Source organism: Nocardioides nematodiphilus, from assembly GCF_020216525.1.
Taxonomy (GTDB): domain Bacteria; phylum Actinomycetota; class Actinomycetes; order Propionibacteriales; family Nocardioidaceae; genus Nocardioides; species Nocardioides nematodiphilus.
On the sequence record NZ_JAIWOY010000007.1, the window covers coordinates 26,130 to 45,916 of the forward strand.

19 protein-coding genes and 1 riboswitch are annotated in these 19,787 nt (G+C 72.0%); of the genes, 18 read left to right on the forward strand and 1 reads right to left on the reverse strand.

Features of this window, described 5'->3' with window-relative positions:
* The first annotated feature begins 95 nt into the window (after nucleotides 1–95).
* The 5 genes from KSO98_RS12520 (at nucleotide 96) to KSO98_RS12540 (ending at nucleotide 6,974) form a co-directional block, all read left to right on the forward strand.
* Nucleotides 96–2,429 carry a putative bifunctional diguanylate cyclase/phosphodiesterase gene (locus tag KSO98_RS12520; protein ID WP_225285943.1) on the forward strand — a complete coding sequence of 778 codons (2,334 nt, stop codon included), beginning with the start codon at nucleotides 96–98 and terminating at the stop codon, nucleotides 2,427–2,429.
* A 97-nt stretch (nucleotides 2,430–2,526) separates the two neighbouring features.
* Entirely contained in the window at nucleotides 2,527–3,180 is a 654-nt protein-coding gene (locus KSO98_RS12525; RefSeq protein WP_225285944.1) for a PilZ domain-containing protein, read from the forward strand.
* The gene (locus KSO98_RS12530) at nucleotides 3,177–4,943 is read left to right on the forward strand and encodes a putative bifunctional diguanylate cyclase/phosphodiesterase (RefSeq protein ID WP_225285945.1); all 1,767 of its coding nucleotides are present in this window, start codon (nucleotides 3,177–3,179) and stop codon (nucleotides 4,941–4,943) included. The genes KSO98_RS12525 and KSO98_RS12530 overlap by 4 nt, the downstream gene beginning before the upstream one ends.
* 71 nt (nucleotides 4,944–5,014) lie before the next feature.
* A complete protein-coding gene (locus KSO98_RS12535) occupies nucleotides 5,015–5,881 on the forward strand; it encodes an HpcH/HpaI aldolase/citrate lyase family protein (protein WP_225285946.1) in 867 nt (288 codons plus the stop codon).
* Nucleotide 5,882: 1 nt separating this feature from the next.
* Nucleotides 5,883–6,974, forward strand: coding sequence for an acetate/propionate family kinase (locus tag KSO98_RS12540; protein WP_225285948.1), 1,092 nt, complete (start codon nucleotides 5,883–5,885; stop codon nucleotides 6,972–6,974).
* Between the two features lie 3 nt (nucleotides 6,975–6,977).
* Here KSO98_RS12540 and KSO98_RS12545 read toward each other — a convergent pair whose 3' ends face one another.
* A complete protein-coding gene (locus KSO98_RS12545) occupies nucleotides 6,978–8,801 on the reverse strand; it encodes a S8 family serine peptidase (RefSeq protein ID WP_225285949.1) in 1,824 nt (607 codons plus the stop codon).
* Nucleotides 8,802–8,993: 192 nt separating this feature from the next.
* On the opposite strand from KSO98_RS12545, the gene KSO98_RS12550 reads away from it, so the two are divergent.
* The 13 genes from KSO98_RS12550 (at nucleotide 8,994) to KSO98_RS12610 (ending at nucleotide 19,568) form a co-directional block, all read left to right on the forward strand.
* On the forward strand, nucleotides 8,994–10,232 hold the full coding sequence (locus tag KSO98_RS12550; RefSeq protein ID WP_225285950.1) for a hypothetical protein: 1,239 nt from the start codon (nucleotides 8,994–8,996) through the stop codon (nucleotides 10,230–10,232).
* Nucleotides 10,233–10,375: 143 nt separating this feature from the next.
* Nucleotides 10,376–11,176, forward strand: coding sequence for a spermidine synthase (locus KSO98_RS12555; protein WP_225285951.1), 801 nt, complete (start codon nucleotides 10,376–10,378; stop codon nucleotides 11,174–11,176).
* A gap of 60 nt (nucleotides 11,177–11,236) precedes the next feature.
* Nucleotides 11,237–12,592: a hemolysin family protein gene (locus KSO98_RS12560; RefSeq protein ID WP_225285952.1), complete on the forward strand. Its 1,356-nt coding sequence runs from the start codon at nucleotides 11,237–11,239 to the stop codon at nucleotides 12,590–12,592.
* The gene (locus KSO98_RS12565) at nucleotides 12,589–13,659 is read left to right on the forward strand and encodes a hemolysin family protein (protein ID WP_225285953.1); all 1,071 of its coding nucleotides are present in this window, start codon (nucleotides 12,589–12,591) and stop codon (nucleotides 13,657–13,659) included. Before KSO98_RS12560 ends, KSO98_RS12565 begins: the two co-directional genes overlap by 4 nt.
* A gap of 275 nt (nucleotides 13,660–13,934) precedes the next feature.
* On the forward strand, nucleotides 13,935–14,567 hold the full coding sequence (gene clsA, locus KSO98_RS12570) for a cardiolipin synthase ClsA (protein ID WP_225285954.1): 633 nt from the start codon (nucleotides 13,935–13,937) through the stop codon (nucleotides 14,565–14,567).
* Nucleotides 14,564–15,412: a DUF881 domain-containing protein gene (locus KSO98_RS12575; protein ID WP_225285955.1), complete on the forward strand. Its 849-nt coding sequence runs from the start codon at nucleotides 14,564–14,566 to the stop codon at nucleotides 15,410–15,412. Before clsA ends, KSO98_RS12575 begins: the two co-directional genes overlap by 4 nt.
* Nucleotides 15,409–15,741, forward strand: a complete 333-nt coding sequence (locus tag KSO98_RS12580; RefSeq protein WP_225285956.1) for a small basic family protein — start codon at nucleotides 15,409–15,411, stop codon at nucleotides 15,739–15,741. The genes KSO98_RS12575 and KSO98_RS12580 overlap by 4 nt, the downstream gene beginning before the upstream one ends.
* Nucleotides 15,734–16,468 carry a DUF881 domain-containing protein gene (locus KSO98_RS12585; RefSeq protein WP_225285957.1) on the forward strand — a complete coding sequence of 245 codons (735 nt, stop codon included), beginning with the start codon at nucleotides 15,734–15,736 and terminating at the stop codon, nucleotides 16,466–16,468. Before KSO98_RS12580 ends, KSO98_RS12585 begins: the two co-directional genes overlap by 8 nt.
* 61 nt (nucleotides 16,469–16,529) lie before the next feature.
* Entirely contained in the window at nucleotides 16,530–16,916 is a 387-nt protein-coding gene (gcvH, locus tag KSO98_RS12590; RefSeq protein WP_263642744.1) for a glycine cleavage system protein GcvH, read from the forward strand.
* Nucleotides 16,917–17,009: 93 nt separating this feature from the next.
* Complete coding sequence (locus KSO98_RS12595; protein ID WP_225285959.1) at nucleotides 17,010–17,504, forward strand: double zinc ribbon and FHA domain-containing protein; 495 nt, start codon at nucleotides 17,010–17,012, stop codon at nucleotides 17,502–17,504.
* Between the two features lie 10 nt (nucleotides 17,505–17,514).
* On the forward strand, nucleotides 17,515–18,273 hold the full coding sequence (ftsR, locus tag KSO98_RS12600) for a transcriptional regulator FtsR (protein ID WP_225285960.1): 759 nt from the start codon (nucleotides 17,515–17,517) through the stop codon (nucleotides 18,271–18,273).
* Nucleotides 18,274–18,305: 32 nt separating this feature from the next.
* On the forward strand, nucleotides 18,306–18,773 hold the full coding sequence (locus KSO98_RS12605; protein ID WP_225285961.1) for a bifunctional nuclease family protein: 468 nt from the start codon (nucleotides 18,306–18,308) through the stop codon (nucleotides 18,771–18,773).
* Between the two features lie 192 nt (nucleotides 18,774–18,965).
* Nucleotides 18,966–19,568 carry a MerR family transcriptional regulator gene (locus tag KSO98_RS12610; RefSeq protein ID WP_372457781.1) on the forward strand — a complete coding sequence of 201 codons (603 nt, stop codon included), beginning with the start codon at nucleotides 18,966–18,968 and terminating at the stop codon, nucleotides 19,566–19,568.
* Nucleotides 19,569–19,670: 102 nt separating this feature from the next.
* Nucleotides 19,671–19,757: riboswitch (glycine riboswitch) on the forward strand.
* Nucleotides 19,758–19,787 lie beyond the last annotated feature (30 nt).

Below are 19,787 nucleotides of genomic sequence, written 5' to 3' on the forward strand. Positions count from 1 at the left end.
CTGGTTTCGCCGCGATTCGACCCCAGGTTCCTACGCAGCCCGCGTAGGGTACGTGGACCGTCACGACGGTGAAGTCGAGGACCTCAGGAGCACGGATGCCGAGCGCGCCCACATCGAGCCTGCCCGCACGGGAGTGGGCTTACCACGTGCTGATCCTGGCCGTCGGGCTCACGCTGACCGTCGTGGTCGGCGCCGACGTCGTGCGGCACGGAGCCGACCGCTGGTTCGCCACGGCGCTCCTGGTCGGCGTGCCGCTGATCGCCGTCATCGCCCGCTTCCCGATGGTGCTGGACAGCGGATCGGGAGCCATCGAGGTCGGCTTCGAGTCGTGCGTGCTGATGTTCCTGCTGTGCGTGCTCGACACCGCGCCGGCGTTGGTGGTCTGGTCCCTCGGCGTCCTGCTCACCCAGGCGCTGGCCGAGACCCGGGCCTCGGCGCGGACGTTCAACATCGGCATCGGCATGATCGGCGGCGGACTCGCGGCGGCGGCCTACGGCATCGTCAACCCGGGCGACTCGATCGAGACGCTCCGTGGCCTGCTGGCCGTCACAGCCGCTGCGGTGTCCTACTTCCTCACCGATTACGTGCTGTCCGCGGTGTCGCTGACCATCTCCTCGCGCTCCCCGTTGCGCGCCACCCTCTTCCAGCCGGAGACGGCGCTGGCGATCGCCTGCTTCGTCCCCCTGGACTCGCTCGGCTACCTCGCCGCGGTGGTCGCGCTCAACGCCCCATGGTGGACGCTGTCGCTGCTCGGCATCCCGCTCCTCACCCTGCTCACCGCCACCCGTGCGATCACTCGCGGCCGGGAGAACGCGCGGCGGCTGGGGGTGCTGTTCGGTGCCGCCGGCCGGGCCCAGACCCTCGTCGACCGACAGGCACTGATCGAGGCCCTGTGCGCGGATGCGGGCGAGCTGCTCCGACTGCGCGACGTCCAGCTCCGGGCCGAGCCGCCCACCGAGGGGGAGATCGGGGTCGAGGTGTCCCTGGGCGACGACGACCTGTGGCTGGTGGCGCGGGCCGCACAGCGTGCCCGGGCCACCGTCGCTGGGGACCGGCAGGCGCTGGAGGCGCTCGCCGCCGTCGCCGCCGACGCGAGCGCCCGCATCGAGCTGGTCGACGAGAAGCTCCACGTCGCCCGCCACGACCCCCTCACCGACCTGCCCAACCGCGGCATCCTCCTCGACCGCACGAACCAGGCCCTCGAGAGAGCCCAGGCCCGCGACGGACGCACCGCGCTGATCTTCCTGGACCTGGACGGCTTCAAGCCGGTCAACGACCGTTTCGGCCACCAGGCCGGGGACCTCGTCCTCGTCGACGTCGCCGCCAGGCTGCGCGCCTGCGTCCGGGACCAGGACACGGTCGCCCGACTCGGAGGCGACGAGTTCGCCGTGCTCGTCGAGGACGCCGACCCGGCTGACGTGGCCGCGATGTGCGATCGGATCCTCCGTCGGGTCGCTGCGGGGACCGTGGTCAGCGGCCAGGAGGTGCGGCTCGGCGCCAGCATCGGGATCGCGTACGACCGCGGCAACGACAGCGCCGGCAGTCTGCTGCGCAACGCCGACCTCGCCATGTACCAGGCTAAGTCCGAGGGCAAGGGCCGCTACACCGTCTTCGAACCCGCCATGGGCCACGCCCGGGTGGAGCGCCTCGAGCTCCTCGAGGACCTGCGCGCTGCGGTCGATGCCGACCAGATCGGCGTCGCCTACCAGCCCGTCGTCGACCCCGTCACGCGCCGGATCGTCGGGATGGAGACACTCGCCCGCTGGCAGCGCGCCGGCGTGTCCGTGCCTCCGGACACGTTCATCTCGATCGCCGAGGAGTCGGGGCTCATCGTCGCTCTCGGCGCGGCGGTGCTGCGACGCGTCGAGCTCGACGCTGCCGCGATCCGTGCCTCCGGCGGCCTGGGCCGCGCGGTGAGCGTCAACGTGTCGGCCGCCCAGCTCCGGGAGCCGGGATTCGTCGACATGGTGCTGCACACGGCGCGCGAGCTGGAGGGCATGACGCTCGTACTCGAGATCACCGAGCGTCAGGGCGTCGATCTGACCGGCGGCGTGCTCGAGGCCATGCATACGATCGCCGACAGGGGCGTTGGGTTCGCCATCGACGACTTCGGCGTCGGGTTCTCCTCCATCAGCTACCTGCAGAACCTGCCGGCCACCGTCATCAAGGCCGACGCCGCCCTGTCGCGGAACATCGATCGCGACAGCCGTGCGCGGAGCCTCCTGCGCTCCGTGACCGAGATGGGTCGCACCCTCGGCTTCCGGGTCGTCGTGGAGGGCGTGGAGCGCGAGTCCCAGCTCGATGTGATCAGGCAGGACGCCCCGTACGCGTCCGTCCAGGGCTACCTCCTCCACCGTCCGATGCCTCTGGAGCAGCTTCTGCGGACCCTCGCTGGGGATCTCGACGCCGCGGAGCAGCCGGCCGGCTGAGGAACGTCGACGCCTCGGATCTGGCCGGGCGACCAGATCATGGGGACGTTCCTGGTCTTTTGCTGGAGCGCTCGCTTCGCGTGCCGATAATGGCGACGTGTCATCGCGCCCGCCTCTCGGCGCCGAGGTCGCGCTGGAGCGCGGGGGCTCGGCCTGGCTTGCTGCCCGCGTGACGGGACGCGACGGGGACCACGACCTCCTGGCGGTCGAGCCCCGCGGCGCCGCCGAGACCCCGGCCGAGGGCAGCGCGTCGACGGTCTGCGACGCGATCATGGTCTGGTCGACCGAGCACGGGGTCTTCCGTGCCACCGCGACCGTCGCGATCGACGGCACGCGCGCGCGGGCGACCGTGCACGCGTCGGCGACCCGGACCCAGCGCCGCGAGTACGTCCGGCTGCCGATGGACACCCAGATGACCCTCGCGCACGCCGACGGCATCGCTCGCGGCACGCTCATCGATCTCAGCGAGGCCGCGTTGCGGCTGCGCCTGCCGGCGCAGGGCGCGCCGCGGCTCGCGCCCGGCGCCCAGGTGCGCTCGGCCTTCACCCTGCACCACACCGGCTTCATGCTGCGGGGCACCGTGCTCCGGGAGCAGGCGAGCGGCGCACCCGACACGATCGACGTCGTGGTGATGCTGGACATCCCCGCGCGTACGGCCAACGACCTGCGTCGCAACGTCGTCTTCGAGCAGATCGAACGACAGTCCGAGCTGCACGGGACCGACGACGCGTCGCGGCGGGACGTCCCGTGAGCACCGGCGTCCGGGAGGGCCTGCGCGCGTGGCTGGTCCACGCGCTCGCCGTGCCGACGATCGCCACCGTCAAGCTTCGTTCGCGCGTCAGCGGCGGGTTCTACCTGACCGGTGGCGTCATCGTGGTCCTCGCGACGCTCGGCACTGCGTCCTGGGACGCGGCCGACATCGCCTCGATCCGGGCGATCGGGTACTTCGCGATCCTGACTGGTCCGCTGCTGATCCTCTTCGGGCACCGGCTGCCTCGCGGGGCGTATCACGGCATCTCGGCACTGGGGACCGCACTCATCAGCGGCCTCGTGCTCTACGGGCACGGGGGCGAGGCATCGGTGGCGCTGGCGATCCCGTACCTCTACGTCATCCTCGATGCGGCGTTCTTCTTCGGCATCCGGGGGCTGGCCTGCCACATCGGTCTGATCACCGTCGCCGCCGCCCTCAGCATGCATCACGTCGGGCTCTCCTCGGCGGACACCGTGCTCATCGTGGGCGTCGCCGTGGTCACTGGACTGGTGGTCGCCTCGCTCGCCCGTGCCGCGAACCTCGCTGAGGAGGACCCGCTCACCGGCCTCGGCAACCGGCGCGCGTTCGACCGCCGCCTCGAGGAGGACCTCGCCCGTACGCAGCACGAGCACAGCACCCTGGCCCTGATCCTGCTGGATCTCGACAACTTCAAGATCGTCAACGACGGCCACGGCCACCAGGTGGGGGACCAGATGCTGGTCGCCTGCGCCGATGCGTGGCGCGAGGTCCTGCGCGACGAGCTGCTGCTCAGCCGTTACGGAGGCGACGAGTTCGCCGCGATCCTGCCGGACCACAGTCTCGGCAGGGCCGCCGACATCGCCGACCGGCTGCGCGAGGTCGCCCCATCCGGTGTCACGATCTCCGCCGGCGTCGCGTGCTGGGCGGAGGGCGACACCGCCTCGGTGCTGCTCGGCCGAGCCGACGTCGCGCTGTACGAGGCCAAGTCGGCGGGACGCGACCAGACGGTCGTGTACGGCGACCCCACCCGTGGCGCCAGCGAGCTGGAGGCGGCGATCGGCGCCGGCGAGCTCTTCCTCAACTACCAGCCCGTGATCCGGCTCTCGGACGGTGCGGTGGTCAGGACCGAGGCTCTCGTCCGCTGGCAGCACCCGCGTCGCGGCCTGGTCCCGCCGATGGACTTCATCCCGCAGGCCGAGCGGACCGGCGCGATCCACGCGCTCGGCGAGTGGACGCTGCAGAAGGCGTGCTCGGAGACCGCGTTCTCGTGCGCCAACCGGGGGGTCGCGGTCAACGTCTCGGTCCCCGAGCTGCGCAACCCCTCGTACGCCGAGATCGTCAAGAAGATCCTCGTCGTGTCCGGCCTGCGGCCCGATCGGCTCACCCTCGAGGTGACCGAGGCCCTCTTCGACGAGGACGACCCGCAGGTGGTGCGCACGCTCAAGGAGCTGCGCGCCTTCGGCGTCCAGGTCGCGATCGACGACTTCGGCACCGGCTATTCGTCGCTCAGCTGGCTGGAGAAGTTCCCCATCGACGTGGTCAAGATCGATCGGTCGTTCGTGCAGGCCATCGACCCCGACCGCGACCGGCAGCCGGTGCTCTCCGCGATCATGGCCATCTGCGGCTCGCTCGGCGTCTCCGTCATCGGTGAGGGCGTCGAGACCCCGGAGCAGGCGCAGGTGCTGCGCGATCTCGGCGTCGATCTGGCCCAGGGCTACCTGTTCGGCAAGCCGATGCCGTTCGCCCAGCTCCCCGCCGAGCCAGCCATCCCCGCGCCCCGCTGATCGGCCCCTGACCGAGCGCTCGTCGCCCACTGGTTGAATGGCGGATGTCGCCAACGACCCGAAGGAGATTCATGAGCGAGGCCACCCATGCCGAGCGCCGTACTGCCCGCGAGAGCCGCCGAGTAGGCGGTCACGATGCCCGTTCCTGGCAGCTGGTCAACGCGCTGCGCCCCGATGACTTCGATCCCGCCGAGCTCGGCCGTGCCGACCAGATCATCCTCGACCTCGAGGACGCGGTCGACGAGTCGCGCAAGGACGAGGCGCGTCGCAACGTCCTCGACTGGTTCGCCGGCGGTGGCCGCGCCTGGGTCCGGATCAACGACGTCACCACCACCGACTGGGAGCGCGATCTGGTCGCGCTGACGGGGGTGGACGGGGTCCGTGGGGTCATCCTGGCCAAGACCGAGGCGCCGGCGCAGGTCACCGACACCTTCCACCGGCTCGGTGGACACACCGCGGTGATCCCGCTGATCGAGTCCGCGCTGGGCATCGAGGAGGCCGTCGCGATCGGCCGCGCCCCGGGCGCCTACCGCCTCGCCTTCGGTTCCGGTGACTACCGGCGCGACACCGGCGCGGAGAGCAACGCGCTGGCGATGGCCTACCCGCGGACCAAGCTCGTGCTGGCCTCCCGGATCGGCGGCCTGCCCGGTCCCATCGACGGCCCCACCCCGTACGGCGTGCACGCGGTGCTGCGTGAGGCGGCCGCCGACGCCGTCGCGATGGGGATGACCGGGAAGCTCTGTCTCGACCTGGAGCACCCCGCCGTGATCAACGAGTCGATGTCGCCCTCGCCCTCGGACGTGGCGTGGGCACTGGAGTTCCTCGCCGAGTTCGAAGCGGGCGGCCGCGTCATCCGCGACGGCTCGGACAAGCCGCGCCTGGGCCGCGCCGAGAAGATCCGCGAGCGCAGCCAGGTCTTCGGTATCGAGCCGGCCTGACATGCGGGTCCTGGTGGTCAACCCGGGATCGACCGGCCTGAAGACCGCGCTCGTCGAGGACGGCGAGACGGTCGGTACGGCCGAGGTCGGCTCGGGGTCCGCCCTCGACGAGGTCGCGCGCGTCGCCGCCCAGTGGCTGCCACTGGACGCGGCGGCGGTGCGGTTCGTCCACGGGGGACCGGACCACCTGGCGCCCGTCGTGCTCACCAGCGAGGTGCTGGCGCACCTGGAGGGCGTGACCCCGCTGGCCCCCCTGCACAACCCGACCGCTCTGGCGGCCGCCCGGGCGCTGGCGAGCGCCCACCCGGAGCTACCGCTGGTGGCCTGCTTCGACACCACGTTCCACGCGGGCCTGCCGGCATCCGCCGCGACCTATCCGGTGCCGCGGGAGTGGACCGAGCGCTGGCGTCTGCGGCGCTACGGGTTCCACGGGCTCTCGCACGCATGGGCCTCGCGCCGGGCGGCCGACCTGCTCGACCGGCCGGTCGAGGAGCTGCGGATCGTGGTCTGCCACCTCGGCGGCGGCGCGTCACTGTGCGCCGTCGCCGGCGGTCGCTCGGTCGACACCACGATGGGCTTCACCCCGCTCGAGGGGCTGGCGATGCAGGTCCGCAGCGGCACGGTCGACCCCGGGCTGGTGCTGTGGCTGCAACGTACGGCGGGGCTCGGACCCGACGAGCTCGAGGAGGGTCTGGAGCGCCGCAGCGGCATGGCCGGGCTGTCCGGCACCTCGGGCGACATGCGCGAGATCGTGGCCGGCCTGGACGCCGGTGATGCCCGCTGCCGGGCCGCCTTCGACCTCTACGTCCACCGGCTGGTCCGCGAGCTCGGCGGCATGGTCGTATCCGCGGGCGGCCTGGACGCCCTCGTCTTCACCGGAGGCGTCGGCGAGCACCACCCGCGCGTTCGTGCGGCCGTGGCCGAGCGCTTGGGCTGGCTGGGCGTCGACGTGGACCCTGTCCGCAACGAGGCGCCGCGCGACGAGGACCGCGACATCGCGAGCGATCAGAGCGCCGTACGGGTGCTGGTGGTGACCGCCCGCGAGGAGCTGGTCGCCGCCGAGCACGCCGCTCAGGTCCTGGCACGGAGCTAGGGCTCAGCGGCCTCGTACGGGTGCCGTGTTGCCGCTCTGCCAGCGCCCGCCGCCGTAGCGCAGCCGATAGGTGAGGCCCTTCCTGACCGACAGGCTCGCCACCCCCTCACCGTTGGTCCGGGCGCTGCGCACCGAGACCCACCAGCGGCCGCGGTGCTGCTGCAGCTGGACGGGCACCGAGCGGGCGGGACCGCCCCAGGGCGCGCGTAGGGTGGCTCGCAGGGTGCTGCCCTCCTGCCGCAGGCTCACGACCGGGCGGAACCGCGTCACGGACAGCGCGTTCGAGGTCGAGGCGTCCGTGCTGACGGTGCCGCCGAAGACGACCCGATAGGCGGTCGCGCTGGTGGGCGCGTCGGTCAGCACCGCATTGCCGCGGCCGTCGGTGCGCCCGCTCCGGATCGAGGCGTAGGTGCCGTCCGCGCGGCGGCGCTGGAGCACGATCGGGGCCCAGCGCACCCCGGCGCCGGTCACCCTGTCGGCGAGGTGGTAGCTGAGCTTCACCGGGTAGCCGGAGCCGCCGGTCAGGGTGCCGGCCGTGGCGGTGCTGTAGGTCGGCACGACCGTCCCGTCGGCGGCCAGCGCCTCGGGACCGGCAGGCGTGCCCAGCCCGGTCGGCCCGTCCCAACCCGGACCGGCGCTGCACAGCGATGCGGGCGTGCACGAGCCGGTCGATCCACGGGTGACGTCGACGAGCTTCGAGGTGGCGTTGTAGACCGACATCGGCGAGGTGTGGTTGCCGGCGAGGGCGTAGAGCCCCGCCAGGATCGGCGCGGCGAGCGAGGTGCCGCCGCCGTTCCACCATTGGCCGCCGCGCCAGAACAGCATGCCGGTGTCCGGATCCGCGAGCGCGGAGACGTCCGAGACCGCGCGCTTGCCGCCGCAGACCCCGCTGAGTGACTCCTGGGCCTGCGGTGCGGAGATCGAGTGCTGCTCGGAGCAGCCGGATCCGGACCCGGACCAGGCGGTCTGCTGCCAGGCGCCGTTGACCAGCTTCACGCTGGTGCCGCCGGCCGCGACCACGTTCGTGGCGCTGGCCGGGAAGAGGGCGCCGCCGCCGTACCCGCTGTCGCCGGCCGCGGCCACGTAGGTGACGGCGGGATTGCTGTAGTAGGTGTTGCGCAGCCACGGCGTCGACGACGACTCCGGCGAGCCGTAGGAGAGCGAGAGGTACGTCGCGCCCAGCCGGGTCGCGGTCAGCGCCGCCTTGGCCATGTCGACGGTGTTGGCCGTGGCCGCGTCCACCAGCAGGATGTGGCAGGTGGGGCAGATGCCGCTGACCGCCTGCACGTCGATGGCGATCTCGGTGGTCCACTCGGCGTTGCTCGCCGGCAGGTTGCGCGAGCCGTCCTGGGCGACCTCGCGGAAGCAGCCGCTGGCGCTGGTGCACGCGGGCAGCCGGAAGAACCGGCGGAAGTACGTCATCTGCGCCTCGGTGTTGGGGTCGCTGCCCACGTCGACGATGCCGATCGTGTCGGTCGGCGTCAGGTCGGCCGGGATGCGATAGAGGCTCGCCAGGTCGCTGGGGGTGTAGCTGTCGCTCTGGTTGCGCGCCACCAGGGGTGTCGCGGTGCCGCTGGCAGGTGCGGACGTCCGCGGACGGGCGCCGGGTGCGACCGCTCCGACCGATGCCGGCCGGCTGCGTGCCAGGCAGGTGACCTGGCCGGGGGCGGGCGTCGTGGGGCAGGGCGCGGCGGCGACGGGGATCAGGGCGGGGGCGGCCGGATCGGAACTGCTGACGGCGACGGCTGCGTGGGGAACGGCCAGGAGGCCGACCGTGGTCAGGATCGTCGACAGCAGGGCCACTTTGACGAGGGAGCAACTCTTCATGGCTGTGTGATCTGTCTAGGCAGGTGGAGCGTGTGTGGGGGATCTTGCGTACTGAGACCTCTATCGGCCCCTAGGGTCCTGACGTGACCGGGTGGCGTGGGAAATGATTCGTTCGGGGCATATACGGGAGAACCGCTCGGTTACTCGCGCAACCTGCCGATCGGCGGGGCACATCCATGAGCGGAGGGACGCGTGAGCGATTCGACGTCGGAGCACCAGCTCCCGGCGAACGGCTTCGTGCCGTCCCCGTTCTGGGCCGACCCGGTCCCGGCACCTCCGACCTCCGCCGACTCCGCGCTCGACGCCTCCGTGCCGTCGGACATCCCGGCGCTCTCCGCCGAGGTCGCCGAGGCGGTCGCTCGCGGCGACGCCGCGCTGACCGGCGCCCTGCGCGACCTGCTCGGCAGCATCCCGCTCCAGCGCGCGCCTCAGCCCGCCGAGTCCACCCCGGCCGAGCGCGCCGAGCCCGCGCCCTTCTACGGCGAGTGGGAGCCGACCGACGCGAGCGACGGCGACGACCTCCCGCTCCTCGACGGCGAGGAGTCGTCCGCGGGGGATCCGGCCGGCGACGCCCCGCTCGCGCCGACCGACGCCGACGAGTCCGCGGACTCCGACGCCACCGACGACGAGCACGAGGATGCCGAGGAGGCTGACGAGGACGACGAGGTCTCGGATGAGGCCGCCGCCCGTCGTACGCGCTTCGCCGAGCTCGTGGAGGAGCGCGTCCGCCGCGCCCGCTACGCCCACCACCTGACCCGCGCGATCTTCACCCCGGGCGAGGCAGCGACCGCCGTGATCGTCGAGAAGCGCGCTGCCATCTGGGTGCCGACCCTGACCTTCGTCGCGACCCTCGTCAGCGCCGCCTCCGCGGTCGTGCTGGCGACCCGCCTGCACGGTGACCCCGCCGACCCGACCGGCCACCAGCTGCTCATCGTGATGATCACGGTGTGCCTGCTCGCGGCGGCCTTCGGCATCCTGCTGCGCGCCGAGGTCCACTACGAGCGGCTGCGCCCGCGCGGGCGGACCGTGCGCCACGACGTCGCCGACGCCTACGAGATCGTGCGCGACGCGCCGCGCCGCCTGGTGCGGGTGGACGCACCGCTCGACGTGCTCCGCGGCGTCAGCGACCTGCTGCCCGCCGCCGAGCAGATGGTGGACGCGCTCGTCGAGTACGCCGCCGAGGGCGGCAGCCGGGTGCGCGAGCACCCCGCGTACGAGCGCATCCTGCGGATGCGGGCCGAGGTCGAGGCCCTCGAGGTGATCCTGGCCGAGCGCGCCGAGCGCGATCTGGAGGAGGAGCTCGGTCGCAAGCCGCGGACGAGCGACGTCCGGATGGTCAGCACGGACGGCGCGCCGTTGCCGCGGCCCGAGCAGGTCCCGAACTTCGCCGGCCTCGCCGATCTGGCCGCCACGCTCGACCCGCCGGACTGATCCGGCGAAATCGCCATGTTTGGGAGCGTGGCCACGGGGTAAAGACTGATTCGGCGCATCCTGTGCCGACCAGACAGGCAACCGTGGCCGTCCGTATCTCGGGGGCGGACGGCCGCGGAGATCTTGCCCGGGTCTTTGGGAGGATGCTCCGCGTGGAGATCGTGCCCGCCGACCGCCCTGACGCCTACCTGGTGCGCCTGGACGGCATGGACCAGTCCCTCGTCGATCTGGCCGATCCGCGCCGGCTGGCGTTCGAGTACGTACGTCGCATCGGCGACGTGATCGACGCGAGCGGACCGGCCGGTGAGCCCATCCGGATCCTGCACGTCGGGGGAGCGGCCCTGACCCTGCCCCGCTACGTCGCCGCCACCCGGCCGCGCTCGTCGCAGATCGTGCTGGAGCCGGATGGCGAGCTGGTGGAGCGGGTGCGGGCCGAGCTGCCGCTGCCGCAGCGCAGCGGCGTCAAGATCCGGGTGGCCGACGGGCGGGCCGGGATCGCGGGCGTGCGCGACGGGACGATGGACCTCGTCGTGGTCGATGCCTTCGCCGAGGGCCGGATGCCGGCCGATCTCACCTCGTCGCCGTTCTGGCAGGAGGTGGGAAGGGTGCTCGCACCCGGCGGTCGCCTGATCGCGAACCTGGTCGACCGGGCGCCGTTCCGCCACGCCCGACGGGTGTTCGCAGGCATCCGCGAGCACCTGCCCGAGCTGGTCGTGACCGCCGAGCCGGCCACGTTGCGCGGGCGACGGCAGGGGAACCTCGTCGTGGTCGCTGGCCGGACGGCGGCGGACGGCATCGAGGCCGCGCTGCAGGCCTCAGCGGCCCGCTCAGGCGCTCCGTACCGGGTCCTCGGCGGCGCGGCCACGAGCGACACCCTGGGCGGCGGGACGCCCTTCAGCGACGCCGATGCGATGCCGGGACCGGCCCCGGAGCGCGCCCGGTAGCGGCGTGGCCCGATACAGTGGGCGCACCATGGACGGCCAACATCGGCGAGGTCAGACCTCGTGCTGACCTCGCTCCTGCTCCTCGCCCTCGCGCTCGTACTGGTCGCGGCCTGCGGCCTGTTCGTCGCCGCGGAGTTCTCCCTCGTCACCGTCGACCGTACGACGGTCGACCAGGCCGTCGCGGCCGGTGACGCATCGGCGGGTGGCGTGCAGCACGCGCTGCGCTCGCTCTCCAGCCACCTCTCCGGCGCGCAGCTCGGCATCACCGTCACGAACCTCGGCATCGGCTGGATCGCGGAGCCCGCGGTCTCCGGCCTGATCGACGAGCCGCTGCGCTCGATGGGGGTCAGCGAGGGCGCGGTCGGTCCGATCGCCGTCGCGGTCGGCCTGACGCTGTCCAGCGTCATCACGATGGTCTTCGGCGAGCTCGTCCCCAAGAACATCGCGCTCGCGTTGCCGATGCGCACCGCGCAGGCCACCCAGGCCCCGCTGCGGGCGTTCACCGCCGTCAACGCCGGCCCGATCCGGCTGCTCAACGGCACCGCCAACGCGCTCGTACGCCGCTTCGGCATCGAGCCGCAGGAGGAGCTGCGCTCTGCGCGCAGCTCCAGCGAGCTGGCCTCGCTCATCCAGCGCTCGGCCGACGAGGGCACCCTCGACGCCGACACCGCCGAGCTGATGGAGCGCTCGGTGGAGTTCGGCACCCGTACGGCCGGCGAGATCATGACGCCCCGGGTGCGCCAGCACAGCCTCGAGGAGGGCGACCGCGCCCAGGCCGTGATCGACCTGGCGCGGAAGACCGGACACTCCCGCTTCCCGGTGCTCGACGAGCACGACAACGTCGTCGGCACCGTCCACGTCAAGGCCGCGGTCGCGCTGCCCGTCCACGAGCGCGCCACCACCCGCGTCAAGCACCTGATGGCCCGCCCCATCCTGGTGCCCGACTCGTTGCGCCTCGACCCGCTGCTCGCGCTGCTGCGCAACGAGAGCTTCCAGATGGCCGTCGTGCTCGACGAATACGGCGACCAGGCCGGCATCGTCACCCTCGAGGACGTGATCGAGGAGATCGTCGGCGACATCGCCGACGAGCACGACACCCACGGATCCCGCGCCCGCCTGCGCCGTGACGGGTCCTGGTCGATCTCCGGTCTGCTGCGCCCCGACGAGGTCGAGGACCTCACCGGGGTCGCCCTGCCCGAGGGCGACGAGTACGACACGGTCGCCGGTCTCGTGCTGCGCCTGCTCGGCCGGATCCCGCAGCGCGGTGACAGCGCCGAGGTCGCCGTGCCAGCTCCCGCGGACGGCGGCGACCCGGACGAGGCCGGCGTGCGACTCGCGGTGCTGACCGTCGAGCACATGGACGGCCTGCGTGTCGACCGGGTCTCGCTGCGCGTCAACGGAGAGGCGACGTCGTGAGCACCCCCGTCGCGCTCGTGCTGGCAGCGGTCCTGCTGCTCCTCAACGCCTTCTTCGTCGCCACCGAGTTCGCGCTCGTCTCGGCCCGCCGCAGCCAGATCGAGCCGCAGGCCCATGAGGGCTCCCGGCTGGCCCGGCGCACCCTGACCGCGATGGAGGACGTCGCCTCGATGATCGCCGGCATCCAGCTCGGCGTCACCGTGTGCTCCGTCATCCTCGGTGCCGTCGCCGAGCCCGCCGTCGGGCACGTCATCGCCCCGGTGCTGCATGCGGTGCGCATCCCCGAGGGGGCGGCGCACCCCATCGCCTTCGTGATCGCGCTCGGCATCGTCGCCTTCCTGCACGTCGTGCTGGGGGAGATGGTCCCCAAGAACATCACCCTGGCCGTGCCGGAGCGCGCCGTGCTGATCCTCGCGCCCCTGATGTATGCGCTCGTTCGGCTGTTGCGTCCGCTCATCGTGGTGCTCGACGCGATCGCGCGCGGCACCCTGTGGCTGCTCCGCGTCGAGCCCAGGCAGGAGGTGGCCTCCACGTTCACCCGGGAGGAGGTCGCCGCCATGGTCGAGGAGAGCCGCGGCGAGGGCCTGCTGCGCCAGGACGAGTACGACCGGCTCGCCGGCGCCCTCGGCTTCACCGAGAAGACCGTCGCCGACGTCCTGCTCCCGACCGTCACCCTCACCACCGTGCCGCGCGGCGCCTCCGGCGCCGACATCGAGGCACTGTGCGCCGCCACCGGCTTCAGCCGCTTCCCGGTGGTCGACACGCCGGGCGCGGACGGTGCCGGTCAGCTGCTCGGCTACCTGCACATCAAGGACGTCCTCGAGCCCGACGAGGCCCGCCGCCAGCGACCCGTGGACGACAAGTGGATCCGTCCGTTCGCGACCGTCACCCCCGAGGACCCGCTGCACGACGCCCTCGAGACGCTGCAGCGGCGCGGCTCACACGTGGCCCGGGTGGTCGACCAGGAGGGCATCACGCTCGGTCTGGTCACGCTGGAGGACGTCATCGAGGAGCTCGTCGGCGAGATCCGCGACGCGGCCCACGCCGATGAGGTTCCCGCCACCTAGCGCACCGCGCGTGCCGGCTCCGTTCGCCCGCCGCCTCGCTCCCGGCCTGCGCCAGAGCTCGTCCCTCGCTCGCGCAGCCGCTCGCTCGGTCGCCGAGCGCACTGCGTGCGCTGGCTCCCTCCCTCCCGGCCTGCGCCAGAGCTCGTCCCTCGCTCGCGCAGCCGCTCGCTCGGTCGCCGAGCGCACTGCGTGCGCTGGCTCCCTCCCTCCCGGCCTGCGCCAGAGCTCGTCCCTCGCTCGCGCAGCCGCTCGCTCGGTCGCCTAGTCTGAGGCCCGTGCAGGACAGTGCCACCCTCCCGAGCAGCTCCGATCGCGTATGGACCATCCCCAACGCGCTCAGCGTGCTGCGCCTGGGCGGTATCGGGCTGTTCCTGTGGCTCGTCCTGGGGCCCGAGCTGGACGGGGCGGCGTTCGCGGTCCTGGTCGTCTCCGGCGCGACCGACTGGCTCGACGGCTACCTCGCGCGCCGGCTGGGGCAGTACTCGCGGATCGGTGAGCTGCTCGACCCGCTCGCCGACCGGCTCTACATCCTCGCCGTCGTCGTCGGCCTCGCCCTGCGCCACATCATCCCCTGGTGGGTGGCCCTGCTGCTGCCCCTGCGCGACGTGCTGCTGTGGGTGCTCGTCCCGTTCCTGCGCAGTCGCGGCTATCGCGCGCTGCCGGTGCACTTCCTCGGCAAGGCGGCGACGTTCAACCTGCTCTACGCCTTCCCGCTGCTCCTGCTCGCCGACGGCGACGGGGTGCTGGCGATGCTGTGCCGGGTGCTCGGGTGGTCGTTCGCGATCTGGGGGATCGGGCTCTACTGGTGGGCCGCAGTGATCTACGCGCTGCAGACCCGGACACTCGTCCGTACGGTCCCGCCACTGCGTCTGACACGGCAGCCCGCGAGCGCCAGGAGGGACCGATGACCCAGCAGAACCTGCGGGCGATGCCGTTGCTCGACCTCATCACCCGTCAGTCGCTGGACGAGGACTACCAGCACGTCGCCGAGCAGCGCGAGCAGCGCGGCGACGTGCGGCCGCGGGCGCGGCGGGCCCGAAGCATCACGACCATCGCCGCCGTGCTGCTCTTCGGCCTCCTGGTCGCGATCGCCGCGGTGCAGACCTCGCGCAACTCCTCGGTCGCGAACGAGGGCCGCGAACAGCTGATCGAGCGGATCAACGCGCGTCGCGACAATGTCGCTGCCCTGCAGAAGCAGATCTCCGAGCTGCGTGCCGCCACGACCCAGCTCAACGCCGAGTACGCCGATCTGGGACGGACCCTGGGGGACGTCACCGCCACCCGGCGCACCCTCGGTGCTCAGACCGGGTGGGCGGCGGTCAGCGGCGACGGCGTACGCGCCCGGCTCGACGACGCGCCCAACGGCGGCAGCGACGGCGCCGTGCGTGACTCCGACCTGGCCGGACTGGTCAACGGGATGTGGCAGGCCGGGGCGACCGCGATCAGCGTCAACGGTCAGCGCGTCACCGCGCTGAGCGCGCTGCGCAACTCCGGTCCGGTGATCCGGATCAACGACGTCTCGCTCTCGGCCCCGTACACCGTTCTGGTCCTCGGCGACGTCAACACGCTCCAAGCGAAGTTCACCCAGTCGACCTCCGGGATCCGGCTGCAGAGCCTGGCCCACCAGCTCGGGATGCCGTTCGACATGGAGAATGCGCACGACCTCGACCTGCCCGCCGCGCCGGCCTCGATGTTGGTCCTGCGGCATGCCAGCACCGATCATGGTGCGATGACCGAGAAGGAGACGCCGTGATCGCAGCGCTGGGCCTGGTGGTCGGAGTCGTGCTCGGGCTGATCTTCCGCCCCGACGTGCCCGTCGCCCTCGAGCCGTACCTGCCGATCGCCGTCGTCGCCGCCCTCGACGCGGTCTTCGGCGCTCTGCGTGCGTTCCTCGACGGCATCTTCGACGACAAGGTCTTCGTCGTCTCGTTCGTCAGCAACGTCGTGATCGCGGCCGGCATCGTCTGGATGGGCGACAAGCTCGGCGTCGGTGGCCAGCTCTCGACGGGCGTCATCGTCGTCCTCGGCATCCGGATCTTCTCCAACGTCGCCGCCATCCGAAGGCACATCTTCCATGCCTGAGGCCCACAGCCACCTGGCGCAGCCGTCCGAGGAGCCGACCGGCCGCCAGCGCCTGATCGACGCCCTCACCCACGTCCGGGGCGGACGTGGCCAGGTCATCGTCGCGGTGCTGCTCGCGGTCCTCGGCTTCGGCGCGGTCACCCAGGTCAACAGCAACGACCACGACGCGACCTATGCCGGCTATCGCCAGCAGGACCTCATCGACGTCCTCAACGGCCTGGCCGGCACCACCCAGCGCGCGCAGGACGAGCTCACCCGCCTGCAGGAGACGCGCAACCGCCTCAACTCCGACACCCAGCAGCGCCAGGCCGCGCTGAGCCAGGCCCAGAGCCAGGTCGACGTCCTCGGCATCATGGCCGGCACCGTGCCGGTGACCGGTCCCGGCATCCGGGTGACGATCACCGAGAGCACCGGGCAGGTCAACGTGGACTCCTTCCTCGACCTGATCGAGGAGCTCCGCTCCGCGGGAGCCGAGGCGATCCAGGTGAACGGCAAGGTCCGGCTGGTGGCCAGCTCGGCCTTCGAGCAGGGTCCCGACGGCCTCTTCGTCGACCACCAGCTGCTCACGCCCCCGTACACGGTGGACGCGATCGGGAACCCGGACGGGCTCGCCGGCGCCGTCTCCTTCGCGCACGGCCCGCAGGACGAGTTCGCCCATGACGGCGCCGAGGTCTCGGTCGCGCAGCGACACACGCTGAAGCTGACCGCGGTCCGCACCAACCCCTGACACCCCCGAGCGTCTAGTCTGGCGCCGACCGGCCATCGATCCCGAGGAGCATCACGTGACGCTGTACCCGCAGGACCTGAAGTACACCAGCGAGCACGAGTGGGTGCGCAGCCCCGGCGAGCACGCCGGATCCGTACGGGTCGGCATCACCCACTTCGCCCAGGAGGCGCTCGGCGACATCGTCTACGCCCAGCTGCCCGACGTGGGTGCCGTGGTCACCGCCGGCGGCGCCTGCGGCGAGCTCGAGTCGCACAAGTCCGTCAGCGACGTCTACGCCCCGGTCTCCGGCGAGGTGGTCGCGGTCAACAACGGCCTGGACGCCACGCCCGGCCTGGCCAACGACGACCCGTACGGCTCCGGCTGGCTCTTCGAGATCGTCCCGTCGAGCCCCGACGAGCTCGACGGCCTCCTCGATGCGGCCGCCTACGAGGCCGGCCTCGCGTCATAGCCGCGCCTGAGCCGACTGGTCCGGACCTGATAGGTTCGACTCAGACGTCACCCTCACCATCCGGTTGAGGGTCAGACGAGGAGGAAGCCCCCGATGACCTGCCCCGCCTGTGGCCACCAGAACGCCGCCGACGCGCGCTTCTGCTCCCAGTGTGGTTCGGCGCTGGTCGCCCCCGCGGCCCCGTCGGACAACACCTCGACGATCCAGATCGTCGACCCGCACAGCGACACGTCCGACCGGCTGCTCAGCCCGGTCGACGCCGCCGCCGTGGACGGGCTGCCGGCCGGCAGCGCCCTGCTCGTGGTCCAGCGCGGCCCCGGTGCGGGCAGCCGCTTCCTGCTCGACCAGGACCTGGTCCGCTCGGGCCGGCACCCGGACAGCGACATCTTCCTCGACGACGTGACCGTCTCGCGCCGGCACGCGGAGTTCCAGCGCTCCGAGACGGGCTACACCGTCTCGGACGTGGGCAGTCTCAACGGCACCTACGTCAACCGCGACCGGATCGACAAGGTCGCGCTGAACGACGGTGACGAGGTCCAGATCGGCAAGTACCGGCTGGTGTTCTACTCCGGCCACGCCGAGCGCTGAGGCCGTAGGCGTGACTGCTGAGAACCGTGCCGCCGAGCGGACCGTCGAGGAGTCGGCCGACGGCGGCGAGCTGTTCAACATCGGACAGGTCCTGGACCTGCTCCGCGCCGACTTCCCGGGGCTGATCAGCATCCCCAAGATCCGGCTGCTCGAGCAGGACGGCCTGATCACGCCGCACCGTACGGCCAGCGGCTACCGCAAGTTCTCCCACCGCGACGTCGAGCGGATCCGCTACGTGCTGCGGATGCAGCGCGACCACTACCTGCCCAAGAAGGTCATCGCCGAGCACCTCGACGCGATGGACCGCGGCCTGGAGCCCCCGGAGGCGGCGCCGGTGGTGCCGACCGTCCCGACGGTCTCGCTCGCCTCGGACGGCACGCCGAGCGCGGACTCGTTCCGCCGTACCGACAACCTCCGCCTCTCGCGCAAGGAGCTGGTCAAGATCGCCGAGGTCAGCGACGAGCTGCTCCGTGAGCTCGAGGACGCGCGGCTGATCACGGCGGTGCGCGGCTACTACGACAGCGACGCCCTGGTCATCGCGCAGACCGCGAAGGAGCTCGCCGAGTTCGGCATCGAGCCGCGCCACCTGCGCGGCATGAAGGCCGCCGCCGACCGCGAGGTCGGCCTGGTGCAGCAGATCGTCGCCCCGCAGCTGCGGACCAACGACCCCGCCGCGCGCGCCCGCGCCGAGGAGACCGCCGCCGAGGTGGCGGCGCTGTCCGTACGGCTGCACGCGACGCTGATCAAGGCTGGCCTGAAGCGCCCCTGAACCGTCGCGACCAGCGGGGTAGGGTGGATGACGTGCGCGAGGTAGACGTCCTGGGTGTCCGTGTCGAGATGCCGTCGAACCAGCCGCTGGTGCTCCTGCGGGAGGTCACCGGCGAGCGCTACCTGCCGATCTGGATCGGCGCTGTGGAGGCGACCGCGATCGCCTTCGCCCAGCAGGGGGTGGTGCCGCCCCGCCCGCTGACGCACGACCTGCTCAAGGACGTCCTGGAGGCCACCGGCAACGAGCTCGCCGAGGTGCGGATCGTCGACGTCAAGGACAACGTCTTCTTCGCCACCCTGGTCTTCGCCTCCGGCGTCGAGGTGTCGGCTCGGCCCTCGGACGCGATCGCGCTCGCGCTGCGGATGGGCACGACGATCGTCTGTGCCGACGAGGTGCTCGCCGAGGCCGGCGTCGCCGTGCCGGCCGAGCAGGAGGACGAGGTCGAGCGGTTCCGCGAGTTCCTCGACCAGGTCACCCCGGACGACTTCGAGGCACTCTGAGCGTGCCGGCGAGCGCGGCCTGACCCTCAGGTTGAGGTTGAGGGTTGCGACACGCCGGGAGAGTCTTTGACCCCGGCCTCTCGTGGACCTACCTTGAAGTGTCTCTGGTGTAACTCCACCGCTGTGACCCATAGGTCGCGGCGGCTTCCCCGTAGGAGTTACGCTCGACCGGAGTAGACCACGGAGGATCGCGTGAACGAGCACGAGCAGGAGCCAGGCCCCAGCGCCGAGGCTGTCCTGGCTGCGGAGCAGGCTGAGGAGCAGGGACTGCTCTTCACCGACGATGTCTCCCCGCTGCCGAGCGATCTTGGCTACCGCGGTCCGACCGCATGCAACGCTGCCGGTATCACCTACCGACAGCTCGACTACTGGGCGCGCACCGGCCTCATCGAGCCGAGCGTCCGCGGCGCCAGCGGCTCCGGGTCGCAGCGCCTCTACAGCTTCCGCGACATCCTGATCCTCAAGATCATCAAGCGTCTTCTCGACGCGGGCATCTCGCTGCAGCAGATCCGTACCGCCGTCGACCACCTGCGTGAGCGCGGCACCGAGGACCTCACCCGCGTCACGCTGATGAGCGACGGCGCCTCGGTCTACGAGTGCACCAGCAGCGACGAGGTCATCGACCTCCTCCAGGGTGGCCAGGGCGTCTTCGGTATCGCGATCGGCGGGGTCTGGCGCGAGATCGAGGGCAGCCTTGCGCAGCTCCCGAGCGAGCGCACCGGCGCCGATGGCGACGCGACGCCGTCGGCAGGCGACGAGCTCGCCGCCCGTCGCGCCGCCCGCAGCGCAGGCTGATCCACCGAAGAACCCGACACAGCCCCGGTACGTCGTCGACGGCCGGGGCTGTGGTGCGTCTCGACGAGCCATCGCGCGAAGCACGCTAGACTCCGGGTGCCGACATCCCACGTGGGAGAGCTCGATCGCGAGCGCCGAAGGGGCAATTCCTCCCCGGAACCTCTCAGGCACCAGGACCACGGGGGCTGGCGACTCTGAAGTGCCACCCGTGTCCGCTGC